The sequence below is a fragment of the Pseudomonas sp. Bout1 genome (genome assembly GCF_034314165.1).
Classification (GTDB): domain Bacteria; phylum Pseudomonadota; class Gammaproteobacteria; order Pseudomonadales; family Pseudomonadaceae; genus Aquipseudomonas.
In genome coordinates this window covers 4,830,449-4,845,049 of sequence record NZ_JAVIWK010000001.1, presented here as the reverse complement: position 1 = coordinate 4,845,049, position 14,601 = coordinate 4,830,449, and the positions used below count along the sequence as shown (strand labels likewise).

Below are 14,601 nucleotides of genomic sequence, written 5' to 3'. Positions count from 1 at the left end.
GAGCCCCTCACCGCACAGGGTTATTTCTGAGCGGTTTTCACATCCCAGCTCGGGATCTTGAACACCCAGAACGACCCGCCTTGCGCCACCGGCTTGGTCAGCTCGGCCATGTCGCCACCCCACAACGGCACGGCGCCGCCGTAACCGACGGTCACGCCGATGTATTGTTCGCCGTCCTGGTCCCAGGTGATGGGCGGGGAGACGATGCCGCTGCCGGTCTGGAACTTCCACAGCTCCTTGCCGGTTTTTGCATCGAAAGCCTTGAAGAACCCGTCGCCAGTGCCGGTGAACACCAGGTTGCCCTTGGTCGCGAGCACGCCGGCCCACAGCGGCAGGTGTTCCTTGTGCTCCCACACCACCTTGCCGGTGGTGGGGTTCATCGCCCGCAGCGTGCCGACGTGGTCGTCATACATGCGCTTGATACGAAAGCCCATGCCCAGGTACGCCGAGCCCTTTTTGTAGTTGACCTCTTCGGTCCAGTATTCCTCTTTCCACTGATTGCCCGGGATATAGAACAGCCCGGTGTCCTGGCTGTAGGCCATGGGGTTCCAGTTTTTGCCGCCGAGGAACGGCGGCGAGACTTCCACCGACTTGCCTTTGGTTTCACCCGGCAATGGCTTGGCGGGACGCTGGCCTTCGTTCTCCACTGGGCGACCGGTCTTGAGGTCGATGTGGCTGGCCCAGGTGATGTTGTCGACAAACGGGAACGCGTTCTGCAATTTGCCGTTGGTGCGGTCCACCACGTAGAAGAAGCCGTTGCGGTCGGCGTGGCCGGTGGCCTTGGTAACCTTGCCGTCCTTGTCCTTGTAGTCGAACAGCACCAGCTCGTTGTTGCCGGAGAAGTCCCAGGCATCGTTCGGCGTGTGCTGGTAGAACCATTTCACTTCGCCGGTGCTGGGGTCTACGCCAACCTGGCCCGAGGTGTAGAGGCTGTCGAAATCGTGTGGGTTGCCGTCCTTGGAGGTGCGCGCCCAGGTGTTCCACGGGCCCGGGTTGCCGGCGCCAACGATGATGGTGTTGGTCTCGGCATCGAAGCTCGCGCTCTGCCACGGGGCGCCGCCGCCGTGGCTCCAGGCTTCGACTTTGCCGGTTTCGGTGGTCGGATCATCCGGCCAGGACGGTGCTTTTACATTGCCGGTGGTGGTGCTGTCCTTGCCGTTCAAGCGGCCCATATGGCCTTCCACGAACGGGCGCATCCAGACTTCTTCGCCGGTGTCCGGGTCGCGGGCGTACAGCTGGCCGACCACGCCGAATTCATCGCCGGAACTGCCGTGAATCAGCAGTACCTTGCCGGTGACCTTGTCTTTGATCAGCACGGGGGCGCCGGTCATGGTGTAGCCGGCGGCGTGGTCGCCGAACTTCTTGTTCCACACCACTTTGCCGGTGTTTTTGTCGAGGGCGATCAAGCGTGCATCAAGGGTGCCGAAGTAGATCTTGTCGCCAAAGATCGCCGCCCCACGGTTGACCACGTCACAGCACGGGCGAATGTTGTCGGGCAGGCGGTGGTTGTAGGTCCACAGGCGCTTGCCGGTCTTTGCGTCGAGGGCGAACACACGGGAGTAGGAACCGGTGACGTACACCACGCCGTCGCTGACGATGGCCTGGGACTCTTGGCCGCGCTGCTTTTCATCGCCGAACGAGTAGGACCAGGCCGGCGTCAGCTTGAACACGTTCTTGTCGTTGACCTGGGCCAGCGGGCTCCAGCGCTGGGCATTGGTGCCCATGCCGTACTGCAGCACGTCCTTGGTAGTGAGGTGGTCGTTGGCGATGTCTTCCCAGGTGACGTTGCGCGTGGTTTTTGCAGGTTCGCCAGCGGCGAGGCTGGCAGCACTCAGGGACAGGCTGCCCACCAGCAGAAAAGCCTGCAGGGCGAGGCTTAAAGGTGAGAGGGCGGGTAGCGATCTTATTGTCATGGTTGCAGTTCCCAGTGGAGGTTTTGGCCTGCACAGGGTGCTGCCTGCGTGCGGTGGGTGGATACGGAAAAACTCCCGGTGTTGCCGGGACAACTTCCCGAACGGCATCTGATTTGGGTGTGCCCCACAAGCCCTACTACCAAGGGAGTAGAGGGCGGCCACCAAAGCAGCATACGGCGTGCCCCCAGGGGTTTCTAAGATGGGTGCCATAGCCTCTGCATAGAGGTTTGCGTGCAATCCTGAGGGCAAAAATAATGACAACAAAACGCAACGCCTTGCTTGTGGCCGGTCTGCTGGCCGGCATCGTCAGTGCCGGTAACCTGTGGGCACACGGCAACGTGGTGCCGCAGGCGGTGGAAACCAAGGGCCTGACGTCGGTCAAGGACGCCGGCGTAGCGGTCGACGCGGATGGATGGGCGGCGGTGAACCCCTATCGCACCTCCCCGGAGCACGACAAGGCGGTGGAAATCGGCTCGTCGGCCTACAACCAGAACTGCGCTGCCTGCCATGGGCTGGAAGCCAAGTCCGGTGGCATCGCTCCCGATTTGCGCATGCTGGACGTGGGCGACGCCGGCGATGAGTGGTTCGTCGAGCGGGTGCGCCACGGCGCCGTGCGGGACGGCCGGGTGTATATGCCGAAGATGGCGGACTACCTGAGCCAGGAAGCCCTGTGGGCGGTGCGGACCTACCTCGACACCGTGCACGTCGAGGAATAGCGGATGCGCCTGTTTGCTGCCGTACTCAGCGTGCTGATGCTGTGCTGCCAGGTCGCGCAGGCGCAGGTGCGCGGCTATGACCAGATGATCGCCGACGGCGAACTGAAAGTGGCGGTGTACAAGGACTTCGCACCCTACAGTTTTGAAGACGCCGGCACGCCTCGTGGGGTCGATGTGGAACTCGCCCAGGCCCTGGCCAAGGCGCTGGGGGTGCGCCTGACGCTGATCTGGGCCCCCGCCGGCGAGAAACTCGACGACGACCTGCGCGACTACATCTGGCGCGGCAGCCAGTTGCATAATCAGCAACTGGCCGACCTGATGATGCGTGCCCCCTACGACCACGATTACGCGCAAAAACGTAACGATCAGGGCGAGTTGGAAAACGGCCATGTGGTGATGTTCGGGCCCTACCAGAATGAACAATGGCAAGTAGCGTATGACCGCCGCCGCCTGGACAGCGTGGGCAGTGTGGCGGTGTTCGAGCAGCACCCCATCGGGGTTGAGGTCGACAGCGTGCCCTCGTTTTACCTGACCTCGGTGTTCAACGGCATGCTTGCCGGGCACACCCGTCACTACCCCGGCGTGCCCCAGGCTTTTGCGGCGATGAAGGCCGGGGAAGTCGATGCGGTGATGGGCATGCGCGGGGAAATCGACTGGCAGGTACACCAGGCCCACGACGCGCAGCTGGCCCTCGCGGAAAATGCGTACCCGAACATGGGCAAGCAACGCTGGGAAATCGGTATGGCCGTGCATGAAAGCAACCGTCAGCTGGCGTATGCGGTGGAGGAGGCGCTGGAAAGCCTGATCCGCGACGGCACGCTGCAAGCGATCTACAGCCATTACGGCCTGCGCTACGAAGTGCCCGAGATGTACCAATAGGAGCAGGCGATGAACTGGCGAGCGTGTTGCGTATTGGCCTGTTGGTTGCCGCTGGCGGCCTATGGGGTAGACGTCGACCCCGGCAAGGACCCGGTGCCGTCAGTGATGTGGGACTTCTACCACAAGCAGATGCTGGGCGATGCGCCGTTTGTGTTCGACCAGCGGGTCAGGCTGCTGGCGCCGCCGTTTGCCGAAGATGCCCGGCAGGTGCCCCTGGAGATCGACGCCCGGGCGTTCAAGGGCCAGGTGCTGAAAATCGTTGCCTGGGCCGAACTCAATCCGTTGCCCAAAATCGTCGATTTTCAGCCCCGGGCCCGGGTGCTGCCGTGGCTGTCGCTGCGCATCCGCATTGAACAGGCCACGCCGTTGCGTGCGGCGGTGCTGACGGAGGACGGCGTGTGGCACGTCGGCTCGACCCTGATCGATGCGGCGGGCGGTGGTTGCACGGCCCCAAGCGTGGTGCGCACGCAGCCGGGCTGGGAGGAGCATATCGGTGAAGTGCTGGGTGGGCGTTATCCGCGTGGTGAGTTCAGCCGCCTGCGGGTACAGGTGGCACACCCCATGGACAACGGCATGATCAACGGCATCCCCGAGTTTTTTATCAACCACGCGCAACTGCAGGATCAGGCCGGGCAAGTGCTGGCCGACCTTGAACTGTTCCCGGCGGTCAGTGAAAACCCCAACCTGGCATTTGACATCGAAGGCGCAGGGCCAACCCGCCTGGTGCTGCGGGACAACAGCGGCAATGAGTTTGATGCAGCCATTCCCTGACCAGAAGGAGCGCGGCATGCGCTGGATACTGCTGTTATGCCTGAGCGTGAGCCTGCCCGCGCTGGCCGAGCTGGACTACGCCCTCAAGCCCCGGTTGATCGCTGAAGACACCTGGCTGCTGGAGGGCAGCACCGACAACTTCGCCAAGGCCAACGGCGGCAATATCGTCAACACCGGGTTTATCGTCACCGAAGCCGGGGTGGTGGTGATCGATACCGGGCCGTCGAAACGTTATGGCGAAGCCATGCGCCAGGCCATTGCCGGCGTCACTGCCAAACCGGTGGTCCAGGTCCTGTTGACCCACCATCACCCCGACCACGCACTGGGCAACCAGGCGTTTCGCGAGGTGCCTATCGGCGCGTTGGCCGGCACCACCCGGTTGCTCCATGAGCAGGGCGACAGCATGGCCGAGAACCTGTACCGCATGGTTGGCGACTGGATGCGCGGCACCGAAGTGGTCTTGCCCAACCAGGTGCTGGAACCCGGCATTTTGACTGTGGGCAGCCACGACTTGCGCCTGGTGGCGCTGGCGGGTCATACCGGCGCTGACCTGGCGATCCTGGACCAGAAAACCGGCGTGCTGTTTGCCGGCGACCTGGTGTTCTACCAGCGCGCCTTGACCACCCCGAACAGCCCCGGCCTGGCCGTGTGGCTGGCAGACATCAATACCCTGCAAGGCTTGCCCTGGACCCTGATTGTGCCCGGCCATGGCCCGGTGGCCACTGATGCCCAGCCCTTTGTGCAGATGCGTGACTACCTGACCTGGCTCGACCAGTTGCTGCGTGACGGCGCGGCCGATGGCAGTGACATGAGTGAGATGATCCGCAGCCCCATTCCCGAGCGATTCGCCGCCATCAGCCTGAGCCGCTACGAGTTGATCCGCAGCGTCAGCCACCTGTACCCCGGGTACGAACGCGGGCAGATGCAACGCCTGGATTCGGCCGCACGCCCCTGATCCACCCGCTACTAAGGAACTAGCAAACTCGATACAGCGGTCAATTGTGGAGACGCCCCCAGCGCCCAAGAATCTGCACCAGACCGGGAAAATTTCCCGGGTATAACAAAAACCGCAGAGGTAGCCGTCATGACCCAACCCGCACGTCGCCAACCCTTCGCCTTGAGTGTGCTGCTCAGTGCCATCCTGTTGTCTGGCCACGCCTTCGCCGCTGTCACCGACCAGGACATTCTCCAGGACCCAAAAAATCCCGGGCAGATCGTCACCAACGGCCTGGGTGTCCAGGGTCAGCGTTACAGCCCGCTCGATACCCTAAACGTCGATAACGTCAAGGAGCTGCGCCCGGTCTGGGCCTTCTCTTTTGGCGGCGAGAAACAACGCGGGCAACAGGCGCAGCCGATGATCAAGGACGGGGTGATGTACCTCACCGGCTCCTACTCACGGGTGTTCGCGGTGGATGCACGCACCGGCAAGAAACTCTGGCAATACGATGCGCGCCTGCCAGACGACATCCGCCCGTGCTGCGACGTGATCAACCGCGGTGTGGCGCTTTACGGTGACCTGGTGTACTTCGGCACCCTCGACGCCAAGCTGGTCGCCCTGAACAAGGACACCGGCAAAGTGGTGTGGAGCAAGCAAGTGGCCGACCACAAGGAAGGCTACTCCATCAGCGCCGCGCCCCTGGTGATCAACGGCAAACTGATTACCGGGGTGGCCGGCGGCGAGTTCGGCGTGGTGGGCAAGATCGAAGCCTACGACCCGAAAAACGGCAACCTGCTGTGGACCCGGCCGACCGTGGAAGGTCATATGGGCTACGTCTACAAGGATGGCAAGGCGGTGGAAAACGGTATCTCCGGTGGCGAGGCGGGCAAGACCTGGCCTGGCGACCTGTGGAAAACCGGTGGCGCGGCCCCGTGGCTGGGTGGCTACTACGACCCGGAAACCAACCTGCTGTTGTTCGGCACCGGCAACCCGGCGCCGTGGAACTCCCACCTGCGCCCCGGTGACAACCTCTATTCGTCCTCGCGTCTGGCGCTGAACCCGGACGACGGCACCATCAAATGGCACTTCCAGAGCACGCCCCATGACGGCTGGGACTACGACGGCGTGAACGAATTGATCTCGTTCAACTACACCGAGGGCGGCAAGGAAATCAAAGCGGCGGCCACGGCGGACCGCAATGGTTTCTTCTACGTACTGGACCGCACCAACGGTAAGTTCATCCGTGGTTTCCCGTTCGTCGACAAAATCACCTGGGCCACCGGCCTGGATAAAGACGGCCGGCCGATCTACAACGAAGCCAGCCGCCCCGGCGCGCCGGGCAGTGAGACCAAGGGCACCTCGGTATTCGTGGCGCCGGCCTTCCTCGGTGCAAAAAACTGGATGCCGATGGCTTATAACCGCGACACCGGTTTGTTCTATGTGCCGTCGAACGAGTGGGGCATGGACATCTGGAACGAAGGCATCGCCTACAAGAAAGGCGCGGCGTTCCTCGGTGCGGGCTTCACCATCAAGCCGTTGAATGAAGACTACATCGGTGTGCTGCGGGCCATCGACCCGATCAACGGCAAGGAGGTCTGGCGCCACAAGAACTACGCGCCACTGTGGGGCGGCGTGCTGACCACCAAGGGCAACCTGGTGTTCACCGGCACGCCCGAGGGCTTCCTGCAGGCGTTCAATGCCAAGACCGGTGAGAAAGTCTGGGAGTTCCAGACCGGCTCCGGTGTACTCGGCTCGCCGGTCACCTGGGAAATGGACGGCGAACAGTACGTCTCGGTGCTTTCCGGCTGGGGCGGGGCGGTGCCGTTGTGGGGCGGTGAAGTGGCCAAGCGGATCAAGGACTTCAACCAGGGCGGGATGCTCTGGACCTTCAAGCTGCCCAAGGAATTGGTCGCCAAGCACTAAACCTACTACCAAATGACAAGAGCCCCCCTGCCAACGGCGCATTCGCCGGGCAGCGTGGGCTCTTTACTATCGGGTATCGCCTGTTGACCAACAGGCCTGGACCCCGACAGAGGCCTCACCATGATCTATGCACAACCTGGCACCCCCGGCGCGATCGTCAGCTTCAAGCCGCGCTACGGCAATTTCATTGGCGGCGAATTCGTCCCGCCGGTCAACGGTGAATACTTCACCAACACCTCGCCGGTGACCGGTGAAGTGATCGCCGAATTCCCGCGCTCCAACGCTGCCGATATCGACAAGGCCCTGGATGCGGCCCACGCGGCGGCTGATGCCTGGGGCAAGACCTCGGCCCAGGATCGCTCCCTGGTACTGCTGAAAATCGCCGACCGTATCGAGCAACACCTTGAAGTGCTGGCGGTCACCGAAAGCTGGGACAACGGCAAGGCCGTGCGCGAGACCCTCAACGCCGACGTGCCCCTGGCGGCCGACCATTTTCGCTACTTCGCCGGCTGTATCCGCGCCCAGGAAGGCGGCGCCGCCGAGATCAATGAACTGACCACCGCCTATCATTTTCACGAGCCGCTGGGCGTAGTCGGGCAAATCATCCCGTGGAACTTCCCGCTGCTGATGGCCGCCTGGAAACTCGCCCCGGCCCTGGCGGCGGGCAACTGCGTGGTGCTCAAGCCTGCCGAGCAAACGCCGCTGTCGATCATGGTATTTGCCGAGCTGATCGCCGACCTGTTGCCGGCCGGCGTGCTGAACATCGTCCAGGGTTTTGGTCGCGAAGCGGGGGAGGCGCTGGCTACCAGCAAGCGCATCGCCAAAATCGCCTTTACCGGCTCCACCCCGGTGGGCGCGCACATCATGCATTGCGCCGCCGAGAACATCATCCCGTCCACCGTGGAGTTGGGCGGCAAGTCGCCGAATATCTTCTTTGAAGACATCATGCAGGCCGAGCCACAGTTCATCGAGAAAGCCGCCGAAGGCCTGGTGCTGGCGTTCTTCAACCAGGGCGAGGTGTGCACCTGCCCATCGCGGGCACTGGTGCAGGAGTCGATCTATGAACCGTTCATGGCCGAGGTGATGAAGAAGATCGTCAAGATCAAGCGCGGCAACCCGCTGGACACCGAAACCATGGTCGGTGCCCAAGCGTCCGAGCAGCAATACGACAAGATTCTCTCGTACCTGAAAATTGCCCAGGAAGAGGGCGCCGAATTGCTCATCGGCGGTGCGGCCGAGCGCCTTGAGGGCGACCTGTCCAGCGGTTATTACATCCAGCCGACCCTGCTCAAGGGCCACAACAAAATGCGCGTGTTCCAGGAAGAGATCTTTGGGCCGGTGGTCGGCGTGACGACGTTCAAGGACGAAGCCGAAGCCCTGGCGATTGCCAATGACAGCGAGTTCGGCCTTGGGGCTGGCTTGTGGACCCGTGACATCAACCGCGCGTACCGCATGGGCCGCGCGATCAAGGCCGGGCGCGTGTGGACCAACTGTTATCACCTGTATCCGGCGCATGCGGCGTTTGGCGGGTACAAGAAGTCGGGCGTTGGGCGGGAGAATCACAAGATGATGCTGGACCATTACCAGCAGACCAAAAACCTGCTGGTGAGCTACGACATCAACCCGTTGGGGTTCTTCTAACTAACCACCCCTCGCACATTTTGATCGATGTACACCCCCGACCAATGCACTCGGCCTTTGCTTCGAAAGTAGCATTCGCTCCTTCCCGGCCAAGTGCATTAATGGCTTTACCGGAATACTCCGGCACAACAAGAGGACTGCCCCATGTGGATTAAACCCGCGTTTACCGACCTGCGTATCGGCTTCGAAGTGACCATGTATTTCGCCAGCCGCTGATGTGTTTCCCGGCCAGCCCCCGTGCTGGCCGGGTCTGTGCCGGAAGGTCACCAGGGCTACCCATTGGTCTGATTGCATTCAGCGCCGGATGGGTTAGTGTGGAGCGCATCTTCCAAAATAATAAAAACAGGCTTTCCAATGAGCCCGAACCTGAGCCTCCTGCGTAAATTCGTTTCTCCTGAAATCATCTTTGGCGCCGGCTGCCGGCACAACGTCGGCAACTACGCCAAGACCTTTGGCGCGCGCAAGGTACTGGTGGTCAGCGACCCCGGTGTGATCGCCGTGGGCTGGGTGGCCGATGTCGAGGCCAGCCTGCAAGCCCAGGGTATCGACTACTGCGTGTACAGCGCCGTCTCGCCCAACCCTCGGGTGGAAGAGGTGATGCTCGGCGCCGAGGTCTACCGTGAGAACCATTGCGACGTGATCGTCGCCGTTGGCGGCGGCAGCCCGATGGACTGCGGCAAGGCCATCGGCATTGTGGTCGCCCACGGGCGCAGCATCCTGGAATTCGAGGGTGTCGATACCATCCGCGTGCCCAGCCCGCCGTTGATCCTGATCCCGACCACCGCCGGCACTTCGGCGGATGTGTCGCAGTTCGTGATCATTTCCAACCAGCAGGAACGCATGAAGTTTTCCATCGTCAGCAAGGCGGTGGTGCCTGATGTGTCGCTGATCGACCCGGAAACCACCGCGAGCATGGACCCGTTCCTCTCGGCCTGTACCGGCATTGATGCGCTGGTGCACGCCATCGAGGCGTTTGTGTCCACCGGCCACGGCCCGCTGACCGACCCCCACGCCCTGGAAGCCATGCGCCTGATCAATGGCAACCTGGTGCAGATGATCGCCAACCCTGCCGACATCGCCCTGCGGGAAAAAATCATGCTGGGCAGCATGCAGGCCGGGCTGGCGTTTTCCAACGCGATCCTCGGCGCGGTGCATGCCATGTCCCACAGCCTGGGCGGTTTTCTCGACCTGCCCCACGGCCTGTGCAACGCGGTGCTGGTGGAACACGTGGTGGCGTTCAACTACAACTCGGCGCCGGAGCGCTTCAAGGTGATTGCCGAAACCTTCGGCATCGATTGCCGGGGCCTTAACCACCGCCAGATTCGGGGCCGGCTGGTGGAGCACTTGATCGCCCTCAAGCACGCGATCGGCTTCCACGAAACCCTCGGCCTGCATGGCGTGCGGGTGGCGGACATTCCGTTTTTGTCGCAACACGCGATGCACGACCCATGCATCCTCACCAACCCGCGAGAGTCCAGCCAGCGTGACGTCGAGGTCGTCTATGCCGAAGCTCTCTGACGACCAGCAACGAGCGCTCGCGGGGCTGCTGGGGTTGGGCGACCAGTCGGCACGCAAGAGCCATTACCCGGAACTCACCGCGCGCCTCGATGAGCTGGAAGCCGAGCGCAACCGCTACATTCGCCTCAACGACGAACTGGAGCAGCGCGTCGCCGCACGCACCGACGAGTTGCTGGAGGCCAACCTCAACCTGCAACAGCAGATCGCCCAGCGCGAACGGATCGAACAAGACCTGCGCGACGCCCGGGATGCCGCCCAGGCCGCCAACCGCAGCAAGGACAAATACCTCGCTGCCGCCAGCCATGATCTGCTGCAACCGCTCAATGCCGCGCGCCTGCTGATCTCCACCTTGCGTGAGCGTAACCTGCCCAGCGTCGAGCAGGTGCTGGTGGAACGCACACACCAGGCCCTGGAAGGTGCCGAGGATTTGCTCACCGACCTGCTGGACATTTCCCGGCTTGACCAGGCAGCGGTCAAACCGGACATCGCCCTGTACCGACTCGACGAATTGTTTGCGCCGCTGGTCTCCGAATTCCAGTCGGTGGCGGCGGCGGCGGGGTTGAACCTGCGGGCACACACCGGCCGCTATGCGATCAACACCGACTTGCGCCTGATGACGCGCATTCTGCGCAACTTCCTCAGCAACGCCTGCCGCTACACCAGCGAGGGTTGCATCCTGCTGGGCGCCCGGCGCCGGGGGGATCGCCTGCGCCTGGAAGTGTGGGACACCGGGCGCGGGATCGCGGCAGACCGGCTCGACTCGATTTTCCTGGAATTCAATCAACTGGACGTGGGCCGCGCTGCCGATCGCAAGGGCGTGGGGCTGGGGTTGGCGATTGTCGAACGCATCGCCGAGATCCTCGGTTATGCGGTGGCGGTGCGTTCGTGGCCGGGACGCGGCTCGATGTTCAGCATCGAAGTGCCCATCAGCGACGTCATGCCGCTGCCCATCAACGTGATGGCTGCGCAACCGAGTACCGGCAATCCTTTACCGGGCAGGCGCCTGTTGGTGCTGGACAACGAAGTCAGCATCCTCGAAAGCATGAGTGCGCTGCTGGGGCAGTGGGGCTGCGAAGTGGTTACCGCCACCGACCGGGCTGGTGCGTTGACGGCGTTGCAAGGCCGGGCGCCGGAGTTGATCCTTGCGGACTACCACCTGGACCACGGCGTGGTGGGCTGTGAGGTGGTGCGCGATTTGCGCGAGCATTTTGGCTGCAGGATCCCGGCGGTGATCATCACTGCCGACCGAACCGACCAATGCCGCCGTGCGTTGCGGCGGCTGGAAGCGCCGTTGCTGAACAAGCCGGTCAAGCCGGGCAAGTTGCGGGCGGTGTTGAGTCAGCTGTTGGGCTAGGGCTTTGAATATATACCCAGGAACCCAAATCCCCTCCCAAGATGGCAAGTTGAACTCCACTCAGGTTAACTACTCCCTGAGTAATGGTTTTACCGGCCTTGCGCGTCGGTCATCAAGGTCACCGAATGGACAAATACACCCCTCACACCTGGCAGCCCCACGAACGCCCGAGCCTGCCGGGCTCGCCGTCGACGCCGCTGCATTCCACCCGCAAACGCTGGGCCTACGCCTTGGTCGGCGTACTCGTGGCAATCACCGGCGGCCTCGGCAACTCGCTGGTGATCGCCAACCTGGTGTACCTGCAAGGCGCATTGGGCGCCACCACGGCAGAAATGGCCTGGCTCCCGGCCGCCTACGTCATGACCAACGTCTCGATGAACCTGCTGCTGGTGAAGTTCCGCCAGCAATTTGGCCTGCGGGCCTTTACCGAGGTGTTTCTGGTGCTCTACGCCCTGGTCACCTTCGGTCATCTGTTCGTCAATGACCTCAGCTCGGCGATTGCCGTACGCGCCGCCCACGGCATGGTCGGCGCCGCCCTCAGCTCCCTGGGCCTGTACTACATGATCCAGGCCTTCCCCGCAAAGTGGCGCATGAAGGCCCTGGTACTCGGCCTTGGCACTGCACAATTGGCCTTGCCCCTGGCCCGGCTGTTCTCCGAAGACCTGCTGCAGATCGCCGAATGGCGCGGCCTGTACTTGTTCGAACTGGGCATGGCGCTAACCTGCCTGGGCTGCGTTTTCCTGCTCAAGCTGCCTCCGGGCGACCGCTTCAAGACCTTCGAAAAACTCGACTTCCTGACCTTCGCGATCCTCGCTACCGGCGTTGCCTTGCTCTGCGCCGTGCTGTCCCTGGGCCGTATCGACTGGTGGCTGGAAGCGCCGTGGATCGGCGTGGCGTCGGCCTGCTCACTGGTGCTGATCATGGCCGGCCTGGCCATCGAACATAACCGTGCCAACCCCTTGCTGATGACCCGCTGGCTGGGCAGCGGGGTGATGATTCGCCTGGCGTTGGCGGTGGTGCTGATTCGCATGGTGCTTTCGGAGCAGTCCACCGGCGCCGTGGGCTTCATGCAGATGCTGAACATGAGCAACGAACAGATGCGCACGCTGTATTGGGTGATGCTGGCGGGGGCGATTGCCGGCCTGGCGACCAGCGCGCTGACCATCAACCCCTCGCATTTGCTGATGCCCTTGATCATTTCCCTGGCCTTTATGGCCGTGGGTTCGGTGATGGACAGTTTCTCGAGCAACCTCACGCGCCCGCAAAACATGTACGTCAGCCAGTTCCTGCTAGGCTTTGGCGGCACGTTCTTCCTCGGGCCGACCATGGTCCTGGGTACGCGCAATGTGCTGACCAACCCCAGGAACCTGGTGAGTTTCTCGGTGCTGTTCGGGATCTGCCAGAACCTCGGTGGCCTCATCGGCGCGGCATTGCTCGGCACGTTCCAGATCGTGCGGGAGAAATTCCACTCCAGCATGATCGTCGAACACCTGACCTTGCTCGACCCGCGTGTGGCCGCGCGGGTAGCCAGCGGCGGCTCGGCCTACGGCGGGGTGATCGCCGACCCCGAATTGCGTAACCTGATGGGCATTCGCAGCCTGGCCACGGCGGCCACGCGCGAGGCGAATGTAATGGCTTATAACGATGTGTTCATGCTGATCGCGATCATCGCCATACTCACCATGATCTGGATTTTTATCCGCAGCCTCTGGCTGATGAGTACCACTAAAGCTGCCGCCAGTGCAGCGCCTCCCGTTCAACCCAGCGGCGCACTTTCTTCATGACCGAACCGACGACGACCACCACCAACGCCATCGCTTCCACCCCGGAAGGCACCGCGCCGCCGAGCATGCCGGCCACCGAACCCCGCTCCTTGCGGGTGCGCATCATCTCCTCCATGGGCTTTGCCGCGATTGCGATTGTCGGCGTGCTGATCGTGCTCTATGCCTGGCAGTTGCCGCCCTTCAGCAGCGCGGTGGAAACCACCGAGAACGCGCTGGTGCGTGGCCAGGTGACAATCATCGGGCCGCAGCTCAGTGGCTACGTGTATGAAGTGCCGGTGACGGACTTCCAGTACGTCAAGGCCGGGGATTTGCTGGTGCGCCTTGATGACCGCATCTACAAGCAGCGCCTCGACCAGGCCCTAGCGCAACTGGCGGTGCAGCAGGCGTCCCTGGCCAATGTGGTGCAGCAACGCAACAGTGCCGAGGCGACCATCAAGCTGCGCCAGGCCGCCTTGGCCGACAGCCAGGCCCAGGCCCGCAAGAGCACTGCGGACTTGCGCCGCAACGAAGAGTTGATCAGCGACGGTTCGGTGTCCAAACGCGAGTTGGACGTGACCCGCGCGGCCAATGCGCAAACCATCGCTGCGGTGGCCCAGGCCCAGGCCAGCCTGGAAATCGCCCGGCAGGATTTGCAGACGGTGATCGTCAATCGCGGCTCGCTGGAGGCGGCAGTGGCCAACGCGGAGGCGGCGGTGGAGCTGGCGCGTATCGACCTGTCGAACACCCGGATCATCGCCCCGCGTGACGGGCAGCTTGGACAGATTGGCGTGCGCCTCGGTGCCTACGTCAACAGTGGCGCGCAGTTAATGGCGCTGGTGCCGAACCAGCTGTGGGTGATTGCCAACATGAAAGAAACCCAGATGGACAACGTGCAGGTCGGCCAGCCGGTGACGTTCACCGTGGATGCCCTGGACCATCGCAAGTTTCACGGCACGGTGCAGCGCATTTCCCCGGCCACCGGGTCTGAGTTCAGCCTGTTGCAGGCGGATAACGCTACCGGCAACTTCGTGAAGATCGCCCAGCGGGTGCCGGTGCGGATCACCGTCGACCCGGGGCAGGAGCAGAGCGAGCGACTGCGCCCGGGGTTGTCGGTAGTGGTGAGTATCGACACACAAGGGCGCCTGAAAAACACCCCACCCTGACCCACCGGAAGTCTCCATTGTGG

Annotated in this window: 12 protein-coding genes; 11 read left to right on the top strand and 1 reads right to left on the bottom strand. The window is 62.8% G+C overall.

Annotation, left to right across the window (positions count from 1 at the left end; all coding sequences use genetic code 11):
- Nucleotides 1-20: 20 nt before the first annotated feature.
- Complete coding sequence (gene exaA / locus RGV33_RS22455; RefSeq protein ID WP_322146189.1) at nt 21-1,913, bottom strand: quinoprotein ethanol dehydrogenase; 1,893 nt, start codon at nt 1,911-1,913, stop codon at nt 21-23.
- Between the two features lie 254 nt (nt 1,914-2,167).
- Here exaA and pedF point away from each other — a divergent pair, with 254 nt between their 5' ends.
- From pedF to RGV33_RS22400, 11 genes are all read left to right on the top strand, one after another.
- On the top strand, nt 2,168-2,629 hold the full coding sequence (gene pedF, locus RGV33_RS22450; protein ID WP_322146188.1) for a cytochrome c-550 PedF: 462 nt from the start codon (nt 2,168-2,170) through the stop codon (nt 2,627-2,629).
- Between the two features lie 3 nt (nt 2,630-2,632).
- Nucleotides 2,633-3,508 (top strand): substrate-binding periplasmic protein, encoded by an 876-nt coding sequence (locus tag RGV33_RS22445; protein WP_322146187.1) that lies wholly within the window; start codon nt 2,633-2,635, stop codon nt 3,506-3,508.
- Nucleotides 3,509-3,517: 9 nt separating this feature from the next.
- Complete coding sequence (locus RGV33_RS22440) at nt 3,518-4,279, top strand: quinoprotein dehydrogenase-associated SoxYZ-like carrier (RefSeq protein WP_322146186.1); 762 nt, start codon at nt 3,518-3,520, stop codon at nt 4,277-4,279.
- A gap of 16 nt (nt 4,280-4,295) precedes the next feature.
- Entirely contained in the window at nt 4,296-5,234 is a 939-nt protein-coding gene (locus tag RGV33_RS22435; protein ID WP_322146185.1) for a quinoprotein relay system zinc metallohydrolase 1, read from the top strand.
- 129 nt (nt 5,235-5,363) lie between these two features.
- Nucleotides 5,364-7,139 (top strand): PQQ-dependent methanol/ethanol family dehydrogenase, encoded by a 1,776-nt coding sequence (locus RGV33_RS22430; RefSeq protein WP_322146184.1) that lies wholly within the window; start codon nt 5,364-5,366, stop codon nt 7,137-7,139.
- Between the two features lie 120 nt (nt 7,140-7,259).
- Nucleotides 7,260-8,780: an aldehyde dehydrogenase family protein gene (locus RGV33_RS22425; RefSeq protein ID WP_322146183.1), complete on the top strand. Its 1,521-nt coding sequence runs from the start codon at nt 7,260-7,262 to the stop codon at nt 8,778-8,780.
- Nucleotides 8,781-8,924: 144 nt separating this feature from the next.
- A complete protein-coding gene (gene pqqA / locus RGV33_RS22420; protein ID WP_106805631.1) occupies nt 8,925-8,996 on the top strand; it encodes a pyrroloquinoline quinone precursor peptide PqqA in 72 nt (23 codons plus the stop codon).
- A gap of 138 nt (nt 8,997-9,134) precedes the next feature.
- Nucleotides 9,135-10,298, top strand: a complete 1,164-nt coding sequence (gene ercA / locus RGV33_RS22415) for an alcohol dehydrogenase-like regulatory protein ErcA (RefSeq protein WP_322146182.1) — start codon at nt 9,135-9,137, stop codon at nt 10,296-10,298.
- Nucleotides 10,282-11,652 (top strand): hybrid sensor histidine kinase/response regulator, encoded by a 1,371-nt coding sequence (locus RGV33_RS22410; RefSeq protein WP_322146181.1) that lies wholly within the window; start codon nt 10,282-10,284, stop codon nt 11,650-11,652. The genes ercA and RGV33_RS22410 overlap by 17 nt, the downstream gene beginning before the upstream one ends.
- 125 nt (nt 11,653-11,777) lie before the next feature.
- Nucleotides 11,778-13,436, top strand: coding sequence for an MFS transporter (locus RGV33_RS22405; RefSeq protein WP_322146180.1), 1,659 nt, complete (start codon nt 11,778-11,780; stop codon nt 13,434-13,436).
- The gene (locus tag RGV33_RS22400) at nt 13,433-14,578 is read left to right on the top strand and encodes an HlyD family secretion protein (RefSeq protein ID WP_322146179.1); all 1,146 of its coding nucleotides are present in this window, start codon (nt 13,433-13,435) and stop codon (nt 14,576-14,578) included. Before RGV33_RS22405 ends, RGV33_RS22400 begins: the two co-directional genes overlap by 4 nt.
- Nucleotides 14,579-14,601: the final 23 nt, after the last annotated feature.

Bases quoted from the DNA above. Each gene is read 5' to 3' on its own strand.
- RGV33_RS22435 (WP_322146185.1), top strand. From the start codon at position 4,296: ATGCGCTGGATACTGCTGTTATGCCTGAGCGTGAGCCTGCCCGCGCTG.
- RGV33_RS22410 (WP_322146181.1), top strand. From the start codon at position 10,282: ATGCCGAAGCTCTCTGACGACCAGCAACGAGCGCTCGCGGGGCTGCTG.
- RGV33_RS22405 (WP_322146180.1), top strand. From the start codon at position 11,778: ATGGACAAATACACCCCTCACACCTGGCAGCCCCACGAACGCCCGAGC.
- RGV33_RS22425 (WP_322146183.1), top strand. From the start codon at position 7,260: ATGATCTATGCACAACCTGGCACCCCCGGCGCGATCGTCAGCTTCAAG.
- RGV33_RS22445 (WP_322146187.1), top strand. From the start codon at position 2,633: ATGCGCCTGTTTGCTGCCGTACTCAGCGTGCTGATGCTGTGCTGCCAG.
- RGV33_RS22400 (WP_322146179.1), top strand. From the start codon at position 13,433: ATGACCGAACCGACGACGACCACCACCAACGCCATCGCTTCCACCCCG.
- exaA (WP_322146189.1), bottom strand. From the start codon at position 1,913: ATGACAATAAGATCGCTACCCGCCCTCTCACCTTTAAGCCTCGCCCTG.
- pedF (WP_322146188.1), top strand. From the start codon at position 2,168: ATGACAACAAAACGCAACGCCTTGCTTGTGGCCGGTCTGCTGGCCGGC.
- RGV33_RS22430 (WP_322146184.1), top strand. From the start codon at position 5,364: ATGACCCAACCCGCACGTCGCCAACCCTTCGCCTTGAGTGTGCTGCTC.
- ercA (WP_322146182.1), top strand. From the start codon at position 9,135: ATGAGCCCGAACCTGAGCCTCCTGCGTAAATTCGTTTCTCCTGAAATC.
- RGV33_RS22440 (WP_322146186.1), top strand. From the start codon at position 3,518: ATGAACTGGCGAGCGTGTTGCGTATTGGCCTGTTGGTTGCCGCTGGCG.